The following is a 24,375-nucleotide window of genomic DNA, read 5'->3' as shown; positions in this document are numbered from 1 at the left end:
ATTCTGGTTACCTTGGCGTTACTAGTTTCTCAAGATCGTTGCCGATTTCCCCCTAATCCTGACTAGCACAAAGGACTTGGTCCTGATTGATGTAGATCAGCCCAATCTCTTTCTCAAATAAATAATACTGAGTAAGGCAAATGCCAAACCTATAAACGACGGCGCATAACCAAAAGGTGTTGCCAACAACCCAACGATGACCGCACCTGCGACTGCGCCGCCATAATTAAAAATATTCACACGAGCAATAATTTCATCCCGTCGGCTTTCATCTAAACGGCCTACAGCAGAATAGGTAAGTGGAACCAATGCGCCTACAGCGACACCAGCCAGTGCAAAACCTAAAATAACGGGCATTAATGAATGGCTTATTCCAGCTAATACACAACCTAATGCGCCGATCAGGAGTGTGACCAAAGCAACCCAGGTCGCTGTTTTAAATTGCAACAAATAATCAAGACTTAAGCGTGTGAGTAAAATTCCTATTTGATACGCTGCATAACCTAAGGGAGCAATTGTTGCAGGGCTTGCTAAAACATCTTTGAGATAAATTGAACTCCATGTCCTGATTGCGGAATCGACCGTAAATACAATCAAAATAATCACCCCAAAAATGAGAAGTTGCTGATATGGAATTGCTGGTTTCTCTTGCGGATGTAATTCTGAGCCTTGTTTCTGCTGAAATAACCAGTGTCTAGAGAGTTGCGAGGTGAGCAATGCAATCAATACCGCAATACATAATGCTGTCGTTGCTCCAAATGTAGTTGAAACAGTGGCTGACATCATTAATGCACCTAAGAATGCAGCCGCTGTATAGCAAGCAAAGAATCCACCAAAGACACTTTTACCAAGCCGCTGTTCCATCATAACAGCTTGCATATTCAGTGCTGCATCTAAGCAGCCGAGTCCAAGCCCATAAAGTAAAAAGCTAGCAATCATCAGGATCACATTGGGACTCAATGCAGCAATTGCGATTCCGATGGCTTCAAAAATAAAACCCGTCACAACAGCAAGTCGTGATCCAAGTTTGACTGCTATCCGATCAGCTAAAATTGAACCGAGTGCCGCTGCAATGCATACCCCCAGAATAATCAGTGATAACTGATCATCCGAAAGCTTGAATCGGCCTTTTATCGTGGGGAGTGCGGTCATCACAGTAGCGTAGCCAAGTCCTTGTGTTGCAAAACCAAGCGCAATCACTTTTCGTGTTTTGCTGAGCATTAGATTGTTTACACTCTGGATACTATGATTGAGGTCCATGCCTGACTCACTGACTTATTTTTTTAAATGTTTGCTTGGTTATTGCCTCGAACACTTCCTGTGCCGACTGTTTTTAATTTTTATTTAAAATGATTCCAAAAATAAGGGGGAATAATGGAAAAATAAGGGGGGAAATTCGGACAACACTATTTTAAGTCGATTTGTTACACAAAGCTGTCTCTATACGCTTATTCAGCACTATAAATCTCAGACGAGTAAACCTGCAAGCACGATCTATCGCACACGCCATTGGCTTTCTTACAACGTCAAAACACCTCCTCTTCAGCGACCACAAAAGAATATGTCACATTGTTTTCTTATCCAGGATATAATCCTTAAAAAAATTTAGCCAAACTCAAACAATCTTAATTTTACTGACTTTTAAAAATAAAAAAAGATAATAGCCAAGAGTAAATTTCAACAGGAAAAGCCTCTAACACTTGATCCAAGCGTTAGACGGACTGCTTTTGCCTAAATTCATCTGTAAATGACACTGTGATTCTTTTCAATCCAAAGCCAGTACAGACTACCGACATGATTGAGGAGCTAAAATATGACTGCATTTTTCTATGGGCTTGGCATCGGCTTTTCTTTAATTTTAGCGATTGGGGCACAAAATGCTTTTGTCCTGAAACAGGGCTTGAAGCAGCAACATGTTTTCTGGGTCTGCTTAATCTGCGCACTTTCAGATTCTATTTTGATTTATCTCGGGGTTACAGGTTTTTCTAAAATCGTGGTCGACTTTCCTTTGATTGTTACGATCGCCAAATATTTCGGTGCTGCTTTTTTATTTTTCTATGGACTTAGAAATTTTTATTCAGCCATAAAAAATAGTTCTGCACTCAACCCAAGTGACATTGAAAAAGATTCATTGCTTAAAATTATCGGGATGTGTCTTGCCTTTACTTGGCTCAATCCACATGTCTATTTAGATACCGTGATTCTGGTCGGCTCGATTTCGGTACAGTTTGTGGATCAGCTCTATTTATTTGCGGCAGGTACAATCCTGGCCTCATGGATGTTCTTTTTTGCACTCGGCTATGGTGCAAGAGTTTTATTGCCTTTGTTTAAAAAGGCCAGCTCGTGGAGAGTTTTAGATGTGTTGGTTGGCCTGATGATGTGGGCGATTGCAACCAAATTAATTATCTAAACCATCAAACCATAAAAAGCCCTTATTTCAACAAGGGCTTTTTTATTTTTGGCAGAAATAGTGTGCGTGTAGCAACTGGCTGAAGATAGCCAAAAATACTATTAACATATATTTTTCGAACACTTAAAATATTAGTCAGTCACCCGCCTTGTCTAATCTAGCTGTCTCTAATTTTTTGTAGAAGCAACGTAGCCTATGCAGCACTTATTGACAAAAACTCAAAACTTGACCCGCGATAAAATAGTGATCATCCAATTAAATAAGAGCAGCTCAATCATTCTGTTGGGTAAGTTTTTACGGTCAGAATAAAGCCTTCCTTCAGTACACGATCTTAGAACTCTACCTGAATAGTAACAGTATCCCGATACGTTCCAGCGGGTAAATTATCTGGATTACTCTCTAAAATTTTTGCAGTGAATGCATATCCTTGTTGTGTTTTGCCGTCATAATTACCAGCATTGGTAGTCGCTGAAGCGCTAGACCAGCGTTCGCTGTTACTCCCCCAACGTTCAGTAGTGGAGTTTTTATAAATATCATAAGTTAAATAATGATTACTGGATTCTGATTTCATGGCACGTTGATTACCACTTCTTGGATACAGACCATTATTCAGACTGACATAATATGGTGTTTTTGCTGAACAGCGCACGCCCATGGAGGTCTTAACTGGCTCAAAGGCAGCTGCAAAAGCCGCGGTACCAAAATTGACATCACTGGTTGAAATCCGGCAGTCCGATTTTACTTCTATTTTTAAATTAATCGAGGAGTCTCGGCCACTACCCCAGTTCAGACTTGAGAAGATACCAGGCCGCTTAAAACCTGGACTTTCATAAAAAGAACCAAAACCAATAATAGCCAAGGCTGGTACAGAATAATACCATTTTACTTTAAAGGGTGTTTCTGCCAAATAAGTACCAGGTGACACTGTCTGACCCGCGGGTATTCTGACATAAAAGGGAATAGAGCCATCCGGACCATTAAAAAAGTTAATTAAAGAGGTCTGGCTCATATCCACTTCCCGACCCCGAGTGATAGGCTTATTGTCCGTATCTAGATAGTTGGCCGTCAGAGTATCGCCTGTCTGACTGTTGACATAATTGACTGGCATTTGGTCAACTCTATATTTGAGATAGGTTTTGTTTCCTACTCCCAAACTAAAACCAGTACATTGCAGACCAGCACTGAATTGAGAAGACTGTATCCCACTTTCAGTCAGTGCAATTGACGGAATCTGAGCAATCGTAACGTTACCACTTGAGCTGACATTACAGTCTGCATGAGCCCAGCTACCCAATGACATTAAACTTAGGAACAGTGAACTCCCCAGCAGTGTCTTATAAAAATATGGGATCATGGTTGTTTTACCTCATGACAGGTGACTGATTTAATTACAGCAATCTGGTTCTGAGCTTTCTGTAAATCGACGGGGAAAGTGGCTTCACACAGCGTTTGATCAGGGAGCTTAACCTTAATGCTATTCTCGGCATTCAAATCTTCCAGATAAGCAATACCATCCATCCCAACATAGCTTGACTCGTAGTCAGCCCGGTGGACCACAGCACCGACTGGAACTGGCTCCCCATCGTTCTTCACTAAATAAACATTAGCAGCAAATGACTGTCTGATTGGGAACTTTACAACGATCCCCGACCCCAGTTTGACCGCCATGCGGTTCTCAACCTGAGTTGCATTATAATTTGAAGGCAGATCAATCGGGTCAATACTGTATTTGGCTGCATAATAAGGGGTAACTGAAGGCACAAAAATATACCCCTTACGATTACTGCGTCCAATCAGGCTATTTTCATAACTGACAGGTACATCTGCAACCTTATTGGTGTCAATCAGGGCAAAGGACTCACCTAAACGATTTGATGCAAACATACCTTTGGACATAACAACGACTGAACCGGATAATCCAAGCCAGTAATTGTAATCGCTGGCGCCAGAAACTCCGACATCGGTATTAAAATACTGATTACGATAGTTTAGACGTGCCTGATTAAAGCTATCACTGTTTTCATTGAAGCGATGTGTCAGGTCAACACCAAAACCGCCTTGCAGAGGAACCGCCTTGTTAAAATTGACATAGCCATAATCTCCACTAGATTGCCAGCTATAACCAGAATTGACTGTAGAATAGCTTCTTGATGAAAAAGGAATAGACAATTGAAATGCTGCACTCCAGTCTTTTTCAACAAAATCCCGGTTAGCACTCAGGGAAATAGTCGCACCTCGCATATAAGCAGGCAAAATAGGAGCCCATGACAGATTCATTAACTTATTTTCAATGCTATTGGATTTGGTCTGAATATAGGCAACCCCAAAAGTACCCGACTTTTCCGTAGCAAAATAAGTATTGGCAATCGTACTTTTATTGCTGTTTACAGAAATTAAATCGGTATATTGTAGCCTGGAAAGATCATAATAATTCTGATCACGCTGCGTATGGTTGATACTAAATCCCAAACGGCTCTGATTATAACTATATCCAGCTGTATACTGATTTCCTTTCAGATTCTGACTACTAGCCCTGTTAAATGTCCTATCAGCCCAACTCTGACTGGCTGAACCACTAAACACCCCCAGATTAGCAAGCTTGACCACAGACCCTAAACCAACCAGCTGAATTTGGTCTGAAAACTCTGTTCGGCCTTCAGCAGTAAACCAGTCACTTACCCCATAACGGGCATCAGCAGAAGCTGCAAACCGACCATAGGAAAAATCTTTGATCCCATAATTTTCACGAACTTGACCCAATGACAGGGAATAATCAAATAGCCCAGGTTTTAAAAGTGCGTTGGAAATATAGAATGGGACTGCAGTTGTAACCTGACGGCCTACTGCATCCGTCGTAACAATAACAGCCTCGCCTTTACCATTGATGAAAGGTACATTATTTAAAATGAAAGGTCCTGACTGTACATCGGTGGAATTCGCCTTCTGACCATTAATCATCAAGTCTACTGTGCTTGGTAAAGCGGCCTGCCCCCTGAACTGCGGTAATGGATAAGTGATCAAATCTGGACGTGTACTGAAATTCCGCTGAATCTGCAGTCCCCCTAAACGAACCGAACTACCCCAGTAATTTTTATTTCCAGTAATAACATCCCCCACTAAAAATGAGAGTGCACTTTTCTGATGATCATATTGCCAAGTCGTATCATAACGACGATAGCCATCCTGACTCGGAGTGTTATCTTCACTTGTCGCCTTATAATCCGCTTTACTATAGATGCCCGAGTTTTTTAACACACCATAAGGCGAAAAAAAACGCTGCTCAGTAAAAAGCGTACTATTATAACCACCAGTTTCAGGGCGATAACTGTAGAAATCATAGTTATTTAGCAATCCAATACCAGATTCTGCTGTTTCTGGTTTATACCAGGAATCTCGCCCCAGCATCTGCACGGGCATCCACTCAGCAGGTATATCGAGGCTAAAATGCTGCTGAGCTGAATTATAGTTATATTTGAGTCCTGCCACCTGCCCCAGATCAATCCAGTCAGACGCTGTTCCAGAAAAGCCTAACGTCAGTACGTCCAAATCAGTCAGTGTTTTTTCCTGCTGTGGCTGTTGAGCGGCCTTAGGTATACTAATCTGTAATTCTTTAATCTTAAACTGCTGTATAAAATAATGATCCCCTTTCACAATAACTGGCACGACCTGCTGTGTCGGATACTGATTCACGATTAAATCCAGATAAAGTTTAAACAGCTGATCAACTTCAGCTACACTTCTTGGGGGAGGAGGTAAACCATTTGCGTAAACATCAGAAACAAACACAGACGTGCCTGACACCAGAAGCAACACCAAACTACGGTGTAATGCATTATGCCGGAACTCAGGTAAATGACTCACTAAACTTACCCTTCTTTCCTAATCTCAATCAACTCCTGCTTAACCCCTGAACTGTCTACCCCGTATAAGGTACTTTGACTATTCAGGCTTTTCAGAAGATTGGCATCCAGATCAAACTTCATCGTGCTCTGTGCCAATATATAACCAAAAGCAGCATTCCCTAAAGCCATCTGCTGTGAAGCAGGGCTCAATTTAATACCAGAAAGTCGGGAAAATTTTAAACCTGAATTTTTAATATAAAGTTCAGGCTTACCCTGTGCATTATTTTTCACCCACCAGCTTAGTACTGGTTTTGCCAGCGGATTCTTCAGATTGGTTTTCTGAGAGGCTTCTGTTAAACCGCTTCCCAAACCCTTACCGTAGGCAAAGAGTGGAATAGAATAGCGCATCTGAAAACTGACTTTGGATGCTTCCTTATCCGCATCTGGGTTAAGCTTAACAGGTAATTCATCCACAATAATCCGGTAAGCTTGCTCCTTTCCATCAACAACAGTGGCTGCTTTAGTCAAACGTAGCATGTGTTTTTCACCTGCTTTAATTCTGGCAACTGGTGGACTTGGAATAATTTCAGTCTGCTCATCATAGGCATCCTGCTGATTGTTCTGATTCCACTTAAACACTCGAATCTGTACCATGGCATCAGATTTACCAGTATTTTGCAGCCATACAGCAGCAGCTTTTTCATTTTCTTCAATTTTTGGATAAATTGGCCAAATGAGAAAAGTAGCCTGTGCAAATGCAGTGGAACTGGCAAACAGTGTACTAACCATCAACAGCGAACCGTGGAGACCCATTTTGAGCGGGTTTAAATTTAGCTTCATAGACATCACCATGTAATCGTAATTGCGACAGTATCTTTATATAGGCCAGCTGATCTTGGTTGATTATTGTTATTCAGATCGGCAACACCATATACAGAAAAATTCAGAATCGGATTTGAATCAGTTGCAGGTGTCATTGAGTACGTATTGCCACTAATATATTCATCTTTCAAATCATTTTTTTGATAAAGACGATATGAAACAAATTCATTCAGCGAGTTATGCTTCATACGCCGGATATTAGCAGAAAAATTATCCCCCCCATTCAGCATCACCTTCACTGGCAAGTGCTGGGTACAATGAAGATTCCAGCTTTGGGCCGTATTAATCACCTGACCATTCACTCTGTCCTGAGATGTCACTGGGTGACGACCAAAATCAAGGACCTGTTCAATATTGCTCAGACTACATCCATTTTCTATAGTCGCCTGTACTTTAAAATTTGCACTCGTTTGTGGATCAGCCGCATATACAAAAGGAATCATCTGCAATAGCAGAACACTCAGGCCTAATTTTTTCATGGTTTTATTTTTCAAAACTCAATAGTGACTGGAATGGTGTCAGTGTAATGACCAAGTGAAACAGGCTGACCGTTATTTACAGTCTGTCCAAAAATATCCAGAGTCTGTACTTGTCCATTATTATTCAGGGTAATAGACTGATTTGGACCTAGGATCTGCTTATTCGTACCATACAGCAGGTTATAAGCTAAAAAGTCCTTACCATTACTCACTGCACGAAAATAATTTGCAACGAATGCTGCGGGGACTTTATTATCATGCTGCCCAGCACCGAAAGTAACTTTAATAGAAGAATTTCCTGAGCACTGAATTTTCAGGCCAGATGATGTCCCATTACTTAAATTAGTATTAATCACACCATTGAAGGAAGCTGTAGTTTCACCAAAATCCAGCTGACCGAAGTTCAAACTAGTAGTGCCATTCTGTACAGTCTGGTTATTTACAACACATGAGGGTAAAAGTTCAATTTGAGTATTCAGTTTTGCCGCCAGTTGCCCAGCCCAAACTGATGAAGAGATAAGACCACAAACCAGCAATCCAAAGCTTTGTTTAAGCCACAGATGCATGCTGTTCTCCTATATAAAAACAGGTTTGTTACACAGAACAAACCTGTCAATTGTCACATACAGTGATTAGAAGTTGACGGTTACCAATAATGTATCTGTATAATCCCCTTGGGCTTTCGCTTCGCCAGTATTTGCGGCAATCGCACCAAAGATCGGAACTTCCTGAGCCTGACCATTTGCAACAGTAAATGTCTGCGGCGCATTGATTGCATATAAATTCGTACGTGCTGCGTCACGGTATACATTGTACGGAACCAGATCATCAGCGCTTGTATTCTTCAAGCTACGATCACTACGCTCACCGCCATCAATGGCAACAGTGAAATCTACTGGATTTGCGCTGTCACATTTTACAGACAAATGGCCACCTGTACCAGATGAAGCAACCTGAGCAGTTAATACGTTATCCCAGTTACCAGCAGTCTTACCAAAATCCAAGGTACCAAATTTGTTCATGTTGCCATCGATTTTGGAACCTTCAACAGTACAACCTGTTGAAATATTTAATTTTACATCAACCTGACCTGTAACTGCAGCCTGAGCAGAGCCAATAAATCCACAAAGCGCTAGAGTAGTCAGCGCAGTTTTAGAGATTATTTTCATAACACCACCAAAAAAACAAAAAAATTGACAAACATTAGTTAAAATGTGATTAATATCACAATTATTACACTTTTTTTCACCATTCGCCAACTTACCATTACGAAAAATATTTACCGAACGGTAAAATATAGAAATAAAATAAAAATAAAATACTGATTTAAATAGACTTATAAAAATAAAAATAAAATGTAATTTTTATGTAAATCCCAGAGTAAAACGGGTATCTCATTAGCTTATTTTCAGTTGAGTTATTCACATTAATATCGATTTTATAAATATCGAACCATTTCTTAGGTCAGTTTTTAATTATCATTTGTTATTTTAGTTGGCTCCAGAATTGATTTGATTCTTTGATAATTGAACATAAGTTTAAAATTAAAGAAAACAAAAATAATTCATCGAATTTCAGAAACGTTAAAATATAAGAAAGGGGGACTCAGTTTTCTGCACAAACAGAATAATCATTACAAGTGAAGAAAAAGCTTATGCTAATGAAGCACCAAATCACTTTTTGAAAAGCTGTATCATAATTTTTTAAGAAAAGCGTCATCAACGTTTAGAAAATATAGGAGAACAAGAAGTGTATACAAAGATGATTAAAATCAATATTAACTCATCTCAATCAAATAAGTTTTCTGAGAAAATTAAAACAAAAAATAGATGAAATATTATCTCTGACAGAAAATCTGGATTTACACCATTTAGGTAAAATAAAAACAGACAATTAAATCGAATCCCAATTTATTCTCGTTCAATTCAATCTGAAACTTGATGCTGCTTATTATATGGGACAAAAGTGTAGTCAAGAAAAAAGCCCTTATATATAAGGGCTTTTTCGTATTTGGCGGAAGCGGTGGCAGTCACATTAGAATGGTAGTTTACTGATAAATATATATAAAATATTTTAAATTTAATTTTTTACTACTATTTTTACTACAAAAAATTCAACTTATAATTTTGGCATTTAATCCATCAAAATTATTTTTATGAATTGACTTGATGATTGTACATTAAAAACTCATCACTTGCCTCTTAACTTGTTCTAAGATCATTTGGCCATAAAGTACAGTATAAGTTCATCTAGGCTATATTGAGCCTAAACAAAGTCCTGCAAACACTAGACACAGTTTAAGTTCAGCATTTCGCGACTGGTCAGCTGATAAAACTGATTACCCTCGTGAAGTCTGTGAGGTACTTGCACATAAATTACCAGATGAGGTTGAAGCTGCTTATCTACGTGGGGCATATCTTGAAAAACGGAAAGGTCTGATGGCTGATTGGGCTGGATATTGTTGTTTACCTTAAAGAATGATGCAATACGTAAGACTTGTATTTAATAAGCTCAAATAATAATCTTATCTTTTAAAATATTTATAGTAGAGAGAACATGTCGATACAAACTATTAGCAGCACCATAACTAGACTAAACAAAGAGTTAGCTGATATTACTCATCGAATGAGCTTAGAACAGAAAAAGGCAGCGGATAGCACTTCCAAAATTTTACAAATTCAAAATTCTATAGGTAAAACAACTAGTCCTAGCACCCTCAAATTAAAGCTATCTGAAATTAATAGAAAAGAACAAGAAAATGCTCGTATACAATCGAAACTTTCAGAATTACAAAAAAAGAAAACTGATATTGACAATAAGCTACTGAAAGAAAAACAGAACCTTATAAAAGAAGAAATACTGGAAAGAAAAAAAATTAGAGGCTCTGACTAAAAAACATCAGAAAGACGAAATTGAACATCAAAAGAAACTGAAACGTGAAATTGATGCTATTAAGGCTTCTACCCAATACATTACTGATGTTTCAATACCATCTTACAACAATACAATACCTGAGATTGAACCAGAATATGATTTGTTTATTTCACACGCTTCAGAAGATAAAGAAGATTTTGTCAGACCACTTGCAGAGACATTACAGCAACTTGGAGTAAAAGTTTGGTACGACGAATTCACGTTAAAAGTTGGGGATAGTTTGCGTCGTAAAATTGATAGTGGTCTCCGAAACTCTAAATACGGTACCGTTGTTCTTTCAACTGACTTTATAAAAAAAGACTGGACCAACTATGAACTTGATGGCTTAGTAGCCCGTGAAATGAATGGTCACAAAATGATTCTACCGATTTGGCACAGAATTACTAAAAATGATGTTTTAGATTATAGTCCGAATTTAGCTGATAAAGTCGCCTTAAATACTTCTGTAAATAGTATTGAGGAAATTGCCCATCAATTAGCTGATGTCATCTTAAATCGATAAGCACCTTCTAAGAGTTAAAATTTTGACTGAGATTTACAAAGAACCTAATTCTCAGTCAACTTTTGCACACCCTGCAATTTAAACAATTTTTTTGATAAGTAGTACTAAACTCACAAATATTGAAGTGTGCTGAAACAATATATAACCAAATAATTTATATAAAATCATAAACTTAAAAAACAACTGCTCTTTAGTCATTTCCGCACTTTAATATTTCTTCTGATATAAGAAATCACTTCTTTGTATTTGCCCTTTAATTTTTTATATGTAATATATTAAACAAATAAGTTGAGTATATTACATGAAAATATCCTTACTCATATCCTCATTGCCTACGCAGAACACAACCACTCGTATGAGAGTCTGGCGATCTCTCAAAGCAAGTGGCGCAGCAATTCTAAGAGATGGGGTCTACTTACTCCCTATTTCGCATAGTGAAAAGTTTGACCCTATTGCTAATGATGTTATTTCAGAACAAGGAACTGCTTATGTGTTTCATGCTGAGCAACCCTTAAATCTTGAACTTGCTCCTTTCTTCAATCGAAAAGAAGAATACGACACTCTCTATAAACAACTTTCTGAGTTAAGAGATCGACAGACTAAAGATGAAAAGAAAGAGCTACTCAAGCAAGTTCGTAAACTGAGAAAAAGTATCGATGCGCTTGTAGAAATTGACTTCTACCCCGATGAGACTCAAGCACAGGTTTTAAATGAGCTATCTTCATTAGAACTTTCAATTGCACGTCTTGGTGAAGTGAATGAGCCTCAAGCGATACAAGCTCATATTCAACTTCTAGATAAAGCTAGTTATCAAAACAGAATTTGGGCAACACGTAAAAGACCTTGGATTGATCGTCTAGCCTCTGCATGGCTAATAAAGACATTTATTGATACCTCACCAACATTCATTTGGTTAGAAATGCCAAGTGACTGCCCAGAAGCAGCATTAGGATTCGATTTTGATGGTGCAACTTTCAGTCATGTCAATCATTGGGTGACCTTCGAAGTTCTTTTACATAGTTTTAATTTAGAAACACCTGCATTAAAGAAAATTGCTGAAATTGTTCATTACTTAGATGTCGGTGGAATTGAGCCTCCCGAAGCAATCGGTATTGAAAAGGTTATTCAAGGAATTAGAAGCCAGATAAGTGACGATGACCACCTATTTGCCTTATCAAATCACATTTTCGATGGCTTATATGCCAACCTATAAAGAGAATAATCATGGAACAAGAACAAGCCGCTGTACATGAAGAACCAGCACAGCCAGTTCATTTTTGGCAAGCTTTCTTATTTTGGCTTAAATTGGGGTTTATTAGTTTTGGTGGACCAGCGGGGCAAATCGCTGTTATGCACCAAGAACTCGTTGAACAAAAACGTTGGATTTCTGAAAAGCGTTTTTTACATGCTCTCAACTACTGCATGTTACTGCCTGGGCCTGAAGCACAACAATTAGCAACCTATATCGGTTGGTTGATGCATAGAACCGTTGGTGGATTAGTTGCAGGAATCCTTTTTGTATTACCCTCTCTATTTATCCTGATTGGTCTGTCATGGGTCTATGTAAAATTTGGTGATGTTCCTATTATTGCAGGTCTTTTTTATGGGATTAAACCAGCTGTTGTTGCTATCGTTTTTCATGCGACATATCGGATTGGTAGCCGATCGTTGAAAAATAAGTTTTTATGGGCAATCGCTGCGCTTGCATTCATCTCTATATTTTTCTTTAACTTGCCATTCCCCTTAATCGTTCTAACGGCTGCGATCATTGGATATTTAGCAAGTAAAAAATATCCAAGCGTTTTTACAGGCGGAGGTTCACATCAGCAAGGTAAAAAAGATTATGGTCCCGCATTAATTGATGATGATACACCTACCCCAGAACATGCCATATTTAGTTGGAAACATTTAGCTAAGATACTTTTGATTGGAGCAATCCTATGGCTTGCCCCAATTTTCAGTTTGGTTTTAACGCTTGGTTGGGATCATGCTTATACTCAAATGGCTTGGTTCTTTACAAAAGCTGCTTTGCTCACATTTGGTGGTGCTTATGCAGTATTACCTTATGTTTATCAAGGTGCTGTTAATTTTTATGGTTGGTTGAGTCCAACACAAATGATCGATGGTTTAGCCCTTGGAGAAAGCACCCCAGGTCCTCTGATCATGGTTGTTGCGTTTGTAGGATTCTTAGGTGGCTTTAATCATGCTCTGTTAGGCAATGATCATCTGTTCTTGGCAGGTGCGTTGGGTGCTGTGATTGTGACTTGGTTTACTTTCCTGTTTTCTTTCATTTTTATTCTAGCTGGTGCTCCAGTGATTGAATCAACCCACAATGAATTAAAATTTACTGCACCTTTGACGGCAATCACTGCCGCTGTTGTTGGTGTAATTTTAAATCTTGCACTTTTCTTCAGTTACCACGTTTTATGGCCAAATGGATTCGATCATCCATTCAACTATGAAGCAATGGTTATTGCGATTGCAGCATTCATCGCCTTGTTCCATTTTGAAGTCAAAGTCATGTATGTCATTTTAGCTTCGGCATTCTGTGGTTTGATTTTGTACATTGGTGCGTAAACTTATAATTTTTAATAAAAAAGGAAGCTTAGCTTCCTTTTTTTATACCATTAGTGGCAGTGACGATCCCCTGTTTTACTATTCGTGTGGCATCCTGAAGAATCAGTACCACCTGAATGAGCAAAAGCATTTGTTACCGCAAGCCCCATTAAACATACCAAGATTAGTTTTTTCATATTGTTTCCCTTTTTATTGAACGATAAAACAAGTTTGAAATTGTACAACAAACAAACGATTTACTTCTAAGCCATTAGTCGAAAAGAATTATTTAGGCCATTTTTGATGATGGTCATCAATCACATACTCATGCACATGTACACCATTAATTTGATGCTGAATCACATGTTCGTGGTCTGCGGGTAAATCATCATGGCTATGTGCTAGAAAATCTTCATCTTTAGTTGTCCATAAGCATAATGCAAGAATGAGAGCAATAATCGCAATAACAGCCATCGGAATAAAAGTCTGTAATGTGCCTATATTCGTACTCAACCATCCAACCAATGGATAAGTGATCAGCCAACAAGCATGAGAGAAAGCAAATTGGGCGGCAAACAATGATGTTCTATTCTCACTTGATGCAGACTTACGAATCAAGCGACCTGTAGGTGTTTGTGAAACTGAATATCCAATACCAAGGACAAACCAAAGTGCTAACAAACCATTATAAGATGCAATCAAAGAACCACTGAATAGTCCAATGACAAGAATTGTTGTTCCCGTCAACATGACTGATCTATCAGGAAATTTATCCAATATCTTTGGTAAAACAAAAGCAGATAACATTGACCCAAGTCCAAAAAGACCAAATGCCCATGTCGTTGCATTTTCGGTAAGTTTAAATGTCGATTGAACCAATACAACAGTATTTACAATCACAACAGCACTCGCCGAAGCAATAGCTAAATTTAAAGCAAGCAACGCCTTAAGTCTCGGCGTATTAAAATAAATTTTAGCTCCCTGCTTTATACGGCTATAAACACCTCTAAACTCAGGCACTTTGGCGACTGGTAATTTTGCACTTACCACAAACAAAGCAGAACCGATAAAACCTAATACTGTTCCTAAAAACAGATTATGGTAGCTCATGACAGTGAGTAAGAAACCTGCCAACATTGGGCTGATAATGTTTTCTAAATCATAGGCTAGTCGAGACAATGACAAAGCATTGGTATAGTCTTTTTCTTCAGGCAGAACATCTGGAATCATTGCCTGAAATGTTGGCGTAAATGCAGCAGATGCAGATTGCAGAATAAAAATGAGAATATAGATTTGCCAGATTTGTGTCACAAATGGTAGGCACAAAGCTGTTAATGCTCGGATAATATCTAATCCAACCAATACCTGTTTTCTTGGTAAGCGCTCTGCAAATGCTGATGCTATAGGTGCTACACCGATATAAGCAATCATCTTAATTGCCAAAGCAATACCAAGAACTTGAGCAGCTTCTCCCTTGGCAATATCGTATGCCTGTAAAGCTAGGGCGATCGTGATTAACCCTGTTCCAATGAGTGCAATCACTTGGGCCAAGAACAAATGCCGATATGTGGTATTTTTTAGTACTTCTAGCATTTTATGGATTCCTTTTTAGAATCTGACATCTATAACGATTAAATCTCCTTGGAAGACTATTCCAAGGAGATTGATTAAAGCTTAAAAGACTTTCTTCATTTCACTAAACTGTCCTTCTACAAGTAGAGTTACAGTCACTGGATTTTCTGTACGGTTACGCCAGAACCAACCATGTTTACCATCAAAAGCTGCTTTTAAGACACCTTGTTGAGTTGTCTCATTCTTGCCTTTTCCATAGCCATGATAGAACCCTTTAGGGGCATTTACGGGATCACCATGAGTATCATAGTTAAGACCACCTCCTACAGCTTTCCAATCAAAGTTGACACTTGCACTTTGTGGCATTGTTAGTTTTACCTCTGTTGCCTGCCCAGGTTTTAACTCAATACTAATGCTCTCTTTATTAATCGCAGGCATGGTCATCTGAACAGTATCAATTGCCGTTTGAGTCGGAGTTTCTACTGACATTTCTTCAGCACTATTCACTACCTGTTGAGCATTGAGACCATTCACTGATTCTTGAGCGAGTGATTGTTTGATTTCACCCATTTTCGTTAAGCCAAGCACTTTACCTATACCCGTCGGATCAATCGCATACTCCGCAGGCATGACACAGGTAACCAACACGACCACAGCACTAACGGCAGCTATCGCTGTTGATTTAATTAACTTTCTTGATGAAGGTAATTCGATATCTTTTGGAATTTCAGCGTTATACATAATTTAGATCCTTATTGAGTAATGAAGCCAGTAAGTTGATAGCCAACAAGTAAAAAACCGAGGAACATGAGGAAGACATTGCTTTGATAGGCTGTTTTAAAGAAATACGATGTCTTTCTCCAAAACGTCATCAATAACATGATGATGCACAGAGCCATAAACTGACCTAATTCAACCCCAATATTGAATGAGATTAAATTTGCCAACAGTCCATCACTCGGAACTTCATACTCCTGAATTTTTACTGCGAGTCCAAAACCATGAATCAGACCAAAAATTAAAGTCGCTACTTTCGTGTTTGGTTGAAAACCAAACCAACGCTGATAAGCCCCCAAGTTATCAAGAGCCTTATAAACAATTGAAAAACCAATGATTGCATCAATGATGTAAGCATTTATCGAGATATTGTAATAAACACCCACGAGCATGGTAATCGAATGCCCAAGTGCAAATAGGCTGACGTACAAGCCGATATCTTTCATTCGATATAAAAAGAAGATAATGCCAACAAGAAATAATAAATGGTCATATCCAGTGACCATATGCTTAGCACCCAAATAGATGAATGGAATCACATGAACGCCATAAATTTCTTGAATGTAGCCCTTATCACCTTCTGCTACACCATGAGCAAAAAGTGTAGGACTTGCCAATGTAATGAATAAAGTAAGTAATCGCTTTATGTAAGCACTTAATTTCACAATGTGTGAATCAATAATTTGCATGTATATCAAACTCCAAAATTTAAAATGAATTGAAAATCCATTCACTTTTTGGGCGGTTTAAAAATACGGCTTATCATCAAAAAAACATATTCTTTACACCAATCTAGAATCGATATCCCCTTTAATAGATGAGCTAAAGCAATCGATTTAAGTACGTCATAACCAACAAAATGTTCATAGTAGTTATCCTGATGACCATGTGAATGTTGTTGGCTGACCTCATGATGATGAGAATGAATTGCGTCAATTGAAACGTGTCTCTGAAATTCATTTTCAGTTACATGCTCATTAAAGTGCAAACATAAAGCGAGACTGATCATGCAGACTAGCCACATCATCACAAATTTGCTTTGTTTATCTCGCAATATATTTGTCATTAAAGATGCCCCTAAACAACCTGTTCAGTAGCATCGTTTGATTTTCTTGACCAACCTTGGTTAAACCACACATATAAGGTCGGCAAAATAATCAAAGTCAGTAAGGTTGATGAAATAATCCCACCAATAACGACAGTTGCAATTGGACGTTGAACTTCAGAACCAATACCTACGTTTAAAGCCATTGGGATAAAGCCTAGAGAAGCCACTAAGGCTGTAATCAACACAGGGCGAAGTCGTTCCATTGCACCATGTCTCACCGCATCAATGACACTTTCCCCTTGCACTCGAAGCCTTTGAATGGCAGAAACAAGAACTAAGCCATTCAGCACAGCCACACCTGACAATGCGATAAAGCCGACGGCAGCAGAAATTGAGAATGGAATATCCCGTAAAGCTAAAGCGATCACACCACCTGTTAATGCAAATGGTACGCCTGTGAATACCAAGACACTGTTTCTAACATTACCTAAAGCCATGTAGATCATGGCAAAGATCAGAATTAAAGCAATTGGAACAACAACCATGAGTCGATTCGATGCAGACTCCATTTGTTCAAATGTACCCCCCCAAGTCAGCCAGTAGCCTTCTGGTAATTTAAAATCTGCATTCAGCTTAGATTGTGCTTCTGCAATGTAACTACCAATATCTGTACCACGGACATTTGCTGTGATGACGATACGACGCTTACCATTCTCACGAGAAATTTGGTTTGGTCCTTGAACATTTTTTAACTCGATCAATTCTGATAAAAGTACACTTGAACCATCAGGCAGATTCACAGGAACTTGATAGAGTTTTTCTAAGTCTGTGACAGAGTTTTGATCCATTCGAACAACAATATCGAACTTTCGATCACCTTCAAATACCTTACCTGCTGTCTCACCAGTGATGAGGCTAGAAACCTGTTGCTGTACATCCTCAGCATCAAGCCCATAGTTGGCAATCATGTCTTTTTTCAGCTCGACAGATACCATGGGTAAACCCGTCATCTGTTCAACTTTCAAGTCAGCAGTACCATTCACTCCCTCTAAAATTTTAGCGGCAGCGTTTGCTGATTCAAGTAGTTGACCTAGATCATCACCATATATTTTCACAGCAACATCGGTACGGACACCTGAAATAAGTTCGTTAAAGCGCATTTGAATCGGCTGAGTGAACTCGTAATTATTTCCATAAACACCTTTAGCTACTCGTTCAATATCTGCAACGACTTCCGCTTTTGGTTTCTTTGGATTTGGCCACTCGCTACGTGGCTTCAACATGACAAAGTTATCAGCCACATTGGGTGGAACTGGGTCAGTGGCGATTTCTGCTGTTCCAACTTTGGCAAACATGGTCTGAACTTCAGAAATTTTCACAATTTCTTTTTCAAGCGTGTATTGCATTTCAACGGCTTGAGTTAATGAAGTACCTGGGATACGCAAAGCATGTAATGCCACATCCCCCTCATCTAAAGAAGGTATAAATTCTGAACCTAAACGAGTTGAAAGACTTGCACTGAATATAAAGAATATTGAGACAAAGGCGATCAGTAAATATCTGTGATTTAAAGACCAATCTAAAATTGGGCTATACAATTTCTTAATAAAATGAACAATCTTTGACTCTTCTTCTTTAATTTCACCTGTAGTAACTAATGCCACCATTGCAGGGACAAACGTAATTGACAGAATCATTGCACCAACTAAAGCCATAACTACCGTTGCAGCCATTGGTGTAAACATCTTGCCTTCAACACCAGTCAAAGTCATCACAGGCAGATAAACCAAAATAATGATCAATTGACCATAAAGAATCGCTTTTCGAGATTCCTTTGTTGCTTCAAACACAGTCGTAAAACGTTCTTTTTGAGTCAGAATACGTCCTAACTCTTTTTGCTTCATGGCTAATTTAGCGAGAGATGCCTCGACAATAACCACCGCACCATCAACAATAATTCCGAAATCGAGTGCACCTAAACTCATTAAATTGGCACTGATCTTTTGGTTAACCATGCCTGTAATTGTCATCAACATGGATAATGGAATCACCATCGCCGTAATCAAGGCTGCTCGGAAATGTCCAAGAAAAAGAAAAAGTACCACAATGACCAGAATTGCACCTTCAAGTAAATTCTTCTTCACTGTCTGAATCGTTGCATCAACTAAAGTTGTTCGGTTGTAGACTGCTTTCGCTTCAACACCTTCAGGTAGCGACTTTTGAACCTGTTGTAGCTTTTGATCTACAGCATGAGCAACATTTCGAGAGTTTTCGCCAATAAGCATGAACGCTGTACCCAGTACAATTTCTTGCCCATCTTTGGTCGCAGCACCTGTCCGTAATTCATGACCAATCGATATTTTTGCAACGTCTTTCAATCTGAGGATATAACCATTGCTCGTCGTGATCGGAATATTTTGGATTTGTTCAATCGAGTTAATTTGAGAATCAGAACGGATTAAATACTGCTCACCATTTTTCTCAATGTACCCTGAACCTTTGTTCATGCTGTTCTTAGAGATCGCCTCTAAAATAGCTTTCTGATCCAGCCCTATACTACGCAAATAAGCATAATCAGGTTGAACAACAAATTGTTTTAGATAGCCACCAATAGTATTGATTTCATTCACACCCTCTACATTTCGAAGCTGAGGTTTAATGACCCAATCTTGCAAGGTTCTTAATTCAGTGGGTGAAAGTGGGTTTAGACTATTCTTGGCATTCTCAACTGTATACATGAAGATCTCGCCAAGCCCTGTAGAAACAGGTCCCATTGAAGTCGATATGCCGCTTGGTAGTGTTGGTGTCACGCCTTGCAATTTTTCATTGACAATTTGACGGGCAAAATAGATGTCCGTCCCCTCCTTGAATATCGCCGTGACCTGAGATAAACCGTATCTCGACACAGAACGTGTATATTCAAGATTAGGGATACCTGCCAAAGCTGTTTCAATCGGGTAAGTGACTTGTGACTCCATCTCCATAGGAGACAAGCCTTGTGCTTCACTGTTGATTTGGACTTGTACATTTGTGATATCAGGAACAGCATCAATAGGTAGTTTAAAATAGTTATAAACACCCAATGCAGCTACGAATAGGAAGACGATCAGTACAAGCCAACGATTCTTAATCGAAAGCTTAACAATTTGGTCAAACATAGTACTACCCCTTAATGATCATGAGTAGCGCCAGATTTACCTAGCTCTGCTTTTAATAAATAAGAATTGCCTGCCGCATAAACCTGACCTGCTTTTAAGCCTGACTTAACTTCAACAAACCCGTTATATTTTTCACCCAACTCTAATGGACGTGCTTCAAAATCATTGCCTACACGAATGAACACCACATCCCAATCACGGAAGTTTTGTAAAGCATCTTCACGAACCACCATAGGCTTCAAGCTTTGATTTTCAAAAATATGTGCGGTGATCAATTGACCTGAACGCCATTTAAATTGGTTGGCAATTTCAACAAAGACTTGAGCAGTACGTGTTTTTGGATCAATGATATCACTGATGTATTTGATCGTCCCCAATGCTTCTTCTGTGCCTGATTGAATTTGAGGTTTTACAGTCACCTTAGCATTCGGGTTAATTGTATTCAGCTTATCCGCAGGAACATTGACTACTGCAAGTAACTGAGATGTATTGGCAATTTTAAACATTGGCGAAGCTGGTGTGACATTTGATCCAACTGCCCCTAGCACTTGTAAGACTGTGCCAGACATCGCAGCCCGAACTTCAATTGTACCGTTGCCTGAACCACCATAAGAGCTGATTAAATTGTTCAGTTCATTGGCACGAATCTGAGCATTATCAAATTCACGCTTTGCATTAATGTAGTCAATTTCAGGCGATACTCGTTTTTGAAATAACGTTCGCTCTTGCTCCATCTTTTTACGTGCAAATTGCAAATTATCTACTGCAATAGAACGCTCAGCATTTAAGCGGATCAAGTCTTGGCTTTGTACTGTAGCTAATAAATCACCTTGACTTACTTTATCGCCAATCGTGCGATATGTTTTGATGAGTGTTCCACTTGCTTTCGGTGTGATAAAACTTTCAAAATTATCAGGGAACTTCAATTCTCCCTTTAACTCTAAAGCATTTTCAAACATCATGGATTCAACTTTTAGGAGCTCTAAACCACTGCTCTTGATACTACTGTCCAACATGGTGACACGACCTTCTTTGGTGTCCCATTTCCACGTATGTTTTTTACCTTGATAATCAACGTTGACAATCATTAAAAATGAATGTGGTTCATAGACAATTTCATTACCGATCAAGTAATCACTCTCTGGTTTAAATTGAATATTTTGCTCTGCATCCAAACGTTTGATGTAGACATTTGCCGTTAATGCTTCAGGTTTAAGCGGTTTATCTTTGAAATACCCATAAACACGGAGATGTGGTTCTACGCCCTGCTCAAAGATTTTCACTTCCGCTGAGAAATCGCCATCACGATATAAACGTCCACCATGAGGTCCTTTCTCGTCACCTGCTACTGCAACTTTTACTTCTGTTGCTTCCCCATGTGCTGAAGAAGACTGAGTCTTTTGACCTGTCTTGTACCATGCCACAGCACATAACACGACAAGCAAGGCAATAATGCCCGTAGCCATTAAAGTATTGGTTGGTTTATTCATATTCTTGCCCTTATTCTTGATCTAAATGAGTAATGTAGTTGCGCTCGACTTCTGCAATTTCTGTCTGCAAAGCCAACCACAAATCGAATCGAGCAAGATGTTTGTCTAACCAAATTTGCTTAATGCTATTGAACTCAAGTAACGAGTTTTTCCCTGCTTGGTATCCCATCTCTGCAATGCGAAGACTTTCATTGGTTGCGGGCAAAACGGTTTGATCATATTGGTGGATCACATCGATTAAGTTAGAAACCTCAATGGACTTGTTTTCCAGTTCAATTTTAGAATTACGGCTAACCCATACAGACTGCGTTTCAGCTTTCATCTGTTCCGCTTGGGCAATCGCAATATTGCCTTTATTTCGGTTGAAGATATTGAGTGGTATTGAGGTTGAAACTTGGAATACCTTGTCATTGGTTTCTTGATAGTTTTTGACCCCAACACCCAAAGTGATATCAGGTATTGCTTCTTTACGAGCGAGTTCAAATTGTGTCTTTTTCAATTTTGAACTCAGAAACGCTTCTTGCTCAGCCAAACTAATTTTGTCTGTGAAATTAAAACTTAGAGGAACTTCTAAAGCGTTACTTGGTAGATTCGATGTGAACTTAGAGCACAGATTCTTCTGAAACTGCCCCTTTTTCACTTCATTTTGATAACGTAGTTTTGATTCAGATGAAAGTGCTGCACTGAGCTGAGCATCCGAAGGAATGACTCGCCCAAACTTGAGCCTTTCCGAAAGAACATTGGCTTGTCTTGCATTAAACTTGCTTTCTGTTGAATAAACTTCAGCACGTTGAGTTGCCACATACCAGTTCGCCATACAGATTCTTAAATCTGCTTTGAGTTCAGCCTGACGCTTTGCTATTTCGAACTGATTACGATCACCTTGAAAACTCGCAATTTGCTTTCTCAAGGAGAGTTTATTACTAAGAGGAATCTCTTGTGACAACCCTAACAAGGTTGTTGAGCCATCCAAACCCTTCAATTTGGAATTACCAAGATTATCCAACTCCACATTGAAAGTAGGATTATTTAATCTGCCAGCAAACTTTTGGTTGATTTCATAAGCTTGCTCGGACTGCTGTAGGCTATTGAGTACAGCATCACTTGCGATAACCTGCTTTTGTAGTTCAGCATAATTCGTTTCCGCAAATGCGTTTGCTGCCGTTACTACAAAACCACAGCTAAGGAATAGCTGATAAATTTTAGACATGACTTTACCTATACAAAAAAATGAATAATTATTTTTTGTATATAAAAATCAATTTCTTAGAACAATAAGAGCTTTTGTATAGGTATAAGAATTACGTAAAATAAATATTCTTTTTCTAAAGTCAAATACCCGAATCTGATGTTCAGATAACTTTAGGAACAGAAAAATAAGAGCAGTGATAAAACTTAGAATAAACACAGGGTCTATGCTTAGATCACTATCAGAAGAAATAGGCTTCACCGAGTGATGGTAGATTGGCTCATCAAAATTCTTCCAAGTGTGTGTTTCTACATCATGATCAGTCATACTTGTAAAAGAATCACCTGAGTGCTGCAAAGACCAATGACTTGATGCATCATCTTCCACAACAATACTTAATTCATGTTGGTGTTCAATATTTTCAAGTAAAACAGGTGCCCACGCATGAACTCCCGTAATTGTTATCGTAAACAAAAACAGGATAAATGCGAGTATAAGCTTAGACAACCTACTTGAACGCATGACGATGGACATACTTCTGATTTGCTAACAAAATACTAAAAAGCGTTATTAAAGTAAATCCATCTCTCAGATATTCTAGAAGTGAATATCTTCTTATCTACAGACCAAAATCTGCAAAAAAAGAGTACGAGTACTCTTTTCTAATTAAATTCATTTCAATTCAAAGCCTGCACCGACTGCTGCAACCCTTTCTGAATATCCTGAACATGAGTGAGATCATAAGATTGTTGATGCTGCTCTGGCTTCGTTTCATCCGTATAAAACTCCTCAACAATATCCAAGCCCTCTTCACCACCCACCTCAAAACTGGCATTGCCATAGCCCTGCCGTGCCACATGATCTAAAGCTTCCTGATAAAACCCTGCTGCCTTACTTTGCTCATCTATCTGTTTGGCTGAGCTAATTGCATCTTTCAGGTTTATGCCATCCCTTAAGGTTAAATCCACGTAGTAGATCGGCGTGCGATAGCTTTGCGTGGTGCTCTTGCCTCGTAAAGTGAGTTGCAATGGCAGGCACGAAAGCAAATCACCCGATGCGGCATGGTAATAACGCAACCGTGCCGCCAAAGTGCGGATACTGTTAAAGCCTGTGGTTCTAAAGATGAATGTGCCAAACTCATCCGATTCATCCAGATTGACGTAAAGTCGTCCGTAGGGCTTGCACAATCCACCTTGTGCCAATGGGCATAAATCTGGAGATGGACATGGATGTTGCTCAATCCCATGTTGTCCAAGTCGCTGACAGCTTTCACCGTTGCCTGAGCAAATTAAACGTCCAGTTTGGCGGTCAAATAGGCTGTACTCTGCTCTTAAGTTGAGATCAGGATCATTGAAGATCATCCGTACAGGTATGGTTCTGAGTTTTTGGTTTTGTGCTTTAGCTCGTAGTTGTTCATCCAGTGGATGCTTAATCCATCCGTCTGAACCGTACCGGGTTTGTCGGAGAGTCAATATTCTGAGAGACTATCCCGATGACAAAACCAAACTATACCCCCGAAATTAGAGAAAGAGCGGT

General features: G+C 39.0%; 19 protein-coding genes and 3 pseudogenes. 5 read left to right on the top strand and 17 right to left on the bottom strand.

Annotated features, from left to right (window positions below):
• Positions 1-96: 96 nt before the first annotated feature.
• Entirely contained in the window at positions 97-1,260 is a 1,164-nt protein-coding gene (locus tag F907_RS12860; RefSeq protein ID WP_016651623.1) for an MFS transporter, read from the bottom strand.
• 553 nt (positions 1,261-1,813) lie between these two features.
• Between F907_RS12860 and F907_RS12865 the strand changes: the two genes are divergently transcribed.
• On the top strand, positions 1,814-2,410 hold the full coding sequence (locus tag F907_RS12865; protein ID WP_016651622.1) for a LysE/ArgO family amino acid transporter: 597 nt from the start codon (positions 1,814-1,816) through the stop codon (positions 2,408-2,410).
• A 331-nt stretch (positions 2,411-2,741) separates the two neighbouring features.
• Here the strand turns inward: F907_RS12865 and F907_RS12870 are convergent, their stop codons facing one another.
• The 6 genes from F907_RS12870 to F907_RS12895 form a co-directional block, all read right to left on the bottom strand.
• Positions 2,742-3,764 carry a Csu type fimbrial protein gene (locus tag F907_RS12870; protein WP_016651621.1) on the bottom strand — a complete coding sequence of 341 codons (1,023 nt, stop codon included), beginning with the start codon at positions 3,762-3,764 and terminating at the stop codon, positions 2,742-2,744.
• On the bottom strand, positions 3,761-6,271 hold the full coding sequence (locus F907_RS12875; protein WP_016651620.1) for a fimbria/pilus outer membrane usher protein: 2,511 nt from the start codon (positions 6,269-6,271) through the stop codon (positions 3,761-3,763). The genes F907_RS12870 and F907_RS12875 overlap by 4 nt, the downstream gene beginning before the upstream one ends.
• A 5-nt stretch (positions 6,272-6,276) precedes the next feature.
• Positions 6,277-7,104 (bottom strand): fimbrial biogenesis chaperone, encoded by an 828-nt coding sequence (locus F907_RS12880; RefSeq protein WP_081402435.1) that lies wholly within the window; start codon positions 7,102-7,104, stop codon positions 6,277-6,279.
• Positions 7,098-7,613 carry a Csu type fimbrial protein gene (locus F907_RS12885; RefSeq protein ID WP_016651618.1) on the bottom strand — a complete coding sequence of 172 codons (516 nt, stop codon included), beginning with the start codon at positions 7,611-7,613 and terminating at the stop codon, positions 7,098-7,100. Before F907_RS12885 ends, F907_RS12880 begins: the two co-directional genes overlap by 7 nt.
• Before the next feature lie 11 nt (positions 7,614-7,624).
• Positions 7,625-8,179, bottom strand: coding sequence for a spore coat protein U domain-containing protein (locus tag F907_RS12890; protein ID WP_016651617.1), 555 nt, complete (start codon positions 8,177-8,179; stop codon positions 7,625-7,627).
• 66 nt (positions 8,180-8,245) lie between these two features.
• Complete coding sequence (locus tag F907_RS12895) at positions 8,246-8,782, bottom strand: Csu type fimbrial protein (RefSeq protein WP_016651616.1); 537 nt, start codon at positions 8,780-8,782, stop codon at positions 8,246-8,248.
• 1,080 nt (positions 8,783-9,862) lie between these two features.
• Here F907_RS12895 and F907_RS19200 point away from each other — a divergent pair.
• From F907_RS19200 to chrA, 4 genes and pseudogenes are all read left to right on the top strand, one after another.
• A pseudogene (locus F907_RS19200) lies at positions 9,863-10,087 on the top strand (integrase); the annotation flags it as partial.
• A gap of 82 nt (positions 10,088-10,169) precedes the next feature.
• Positions 10,170-11,049: pseudogene (locus F907_RS19385) on the top strand (TIR domain-containing protein).
• Between the two features lie 301 nt (positions 11,050-11,350).
• Positions 11,351-12,262: a chromate resistance protein ChrB domain-containing protein gene (locus F907_RS12900; RefSeq protein WP_005150545.1), complete on the top strand. Its 912-nt coding sequence runs from the start codon at positions 11,351-11,353 to the stop codon at positions 12,260-12,262.
• An 11-nt stretch (positions 12,263-12,273) separates the two neighbouring features.
• On the top strand, positions 12,274-13,626 hold the full coding sequence (chrA, locus tag F907_RS12905; protein ID WP_005058256.1) for a chromate efflux transporter: 1,353 nt from the start codon (positions 12,274-12,276) through the stop codon (positions 13,624-13,626).
• 50 nt (positions 13,627-13,676) lie between these two features.
• Here the strand turns inward: chrA and F907_RS18755 are convergent, their stop codons facing one another.
• The 10 genes and pseudogenes from F907_RS18755 to F907_RS12950 all read right to left on the bottom strand — a co-directional run.
• Positions 13,677-13,802, bottom strand: coding sequence for a YHYH domain-containing protein (locus F907_RS18755; protein ID WP_000733641.1), 126 nt, complete (start codon positions 13,800-13,802; stop codon positions 13,677-13,679).
• An 88-nt stretch (positions 13,803-13,890) separates the two neighbouring features.
• Positions 13,891-15,198: an MFS transporter gene (locus F907_RS12910; protein WP_005058254.1), complete on the bottom strand. Its 1,308-nt coding sequence runs from the start codon at positions 15,196-15,198 to the stop codon at positions 13,891-13,893.
• 81 nt (positions 15,199-15,279) lie between these two features.
• Positions 15,280-15,918: a hypothetical protein gene (locus F907_RS12915; RefSeq protein WP_005058253.1), complete on the bottom strand. Its 639-nt coding sequence runs from the start codon at positions 15,916-15,918 to the stop codon at positions 15,280-15,282.
• Positions 15,919-15,929: 11 nt separating this feature from the next.
• Positions 15,930-16,643 carry a HupE/UreJ family protein gene (locus F907_RS12920; RefSeq protein ID WP_005058251.1) on the bottom strand — a complete coding sequence of 238 codons (714 nt, stop codon included), beginning with the start codon at positions 16,641-16,643 and terminating at the stop codon, positions 15,930-15,932.
• 41 nt (positions 16,644-16,684) lie between these two features.
• On the bottom strand, positions 16,685-17,020 hold the full coding sequence (locus F907_RS12925; RefSeq protein WP_005058248.1) for a hypothetical protein: 336 nt from the start codon (positions 17,018-17,020) through the stop codon (positions 16,685-16,687).
• A gap of 11 nt (positions 17,021-17,031) precedes the next feature.
• Positions 17,032-20,160 carry an efflux RND transporter permease subunit gene (locus tag F907_RS12930; RefSeq protein WP_005058246.1) on the bottom strand — a complete coding sequence of 1,043 codons (3,129 nt, stop codon included), beginning with the start codon at positions 20,158-20,160 and terminating at the stop codon, positions 17,032-17,034.
• A gap of 11 nt (positions 20,161-20,171) precedes the next feature.
• Complete coding sequence (locus tag F907_RS12935) at positions 20,172-21,650, bottom strand: efflux RND transporter periplasmic adaptor subunit (protein ID WP_016651613.1); 1,479 nt, start codon at positions 21,648-21,650, stop codon at positions 20,172-20,174.
• A 10-nt stretch (positions 21,651-21,660) separates the two neighbouring features.
• Positions 21,661-22,860 (bottom strand): TolC family protein, encoded by a 1,200-nt coding sequence (locus tag F907_RS12940; RefSeq protein WP_005150543.1) that lies wholly within the window; start codon positions 22,858-22,860, stop codon positions 21,661-21,663.
• Between the two features lie 48 nt (positions 22,861-22,908).
• Positions 22,909-23,361: a hypothetical protein gene (locus F907_RS12945; RefSeq protein ID WP_005058242.1), complete on the bottom strand. Its 453-nt coding sequence runs from the start codon at positions 23,359-23,361 to the stop codon at positions 22,909-22,911.
• A gap of 155 nt (positions 23,362-23,516) precedes the next feature.
• A pseudogene (locus F907_RS12950) lies at positions 23,517-24,284 on the bottom strand (recombination directionality factor); the annotation flags it as partial.
• Positions 24,285-24,375: the final 91 nt, after the last annotated feature.

It is taken from the genome of Acinetobacter colistiniresistens, assembly GCF_000413935.1.
Taxonomy (GTDB): domain Bacteria; phylum Pseudomonadota; class Gammaproteobacteria; order Pseudomonadales; family Moraxellaceae; genus Acinetobacter; species Acinetobacter colistiniresistens.
Note: the sequence above shows the minus strand (reverse complement) of the source record. Positions and strands in the feature narration are given on the sequence as shown.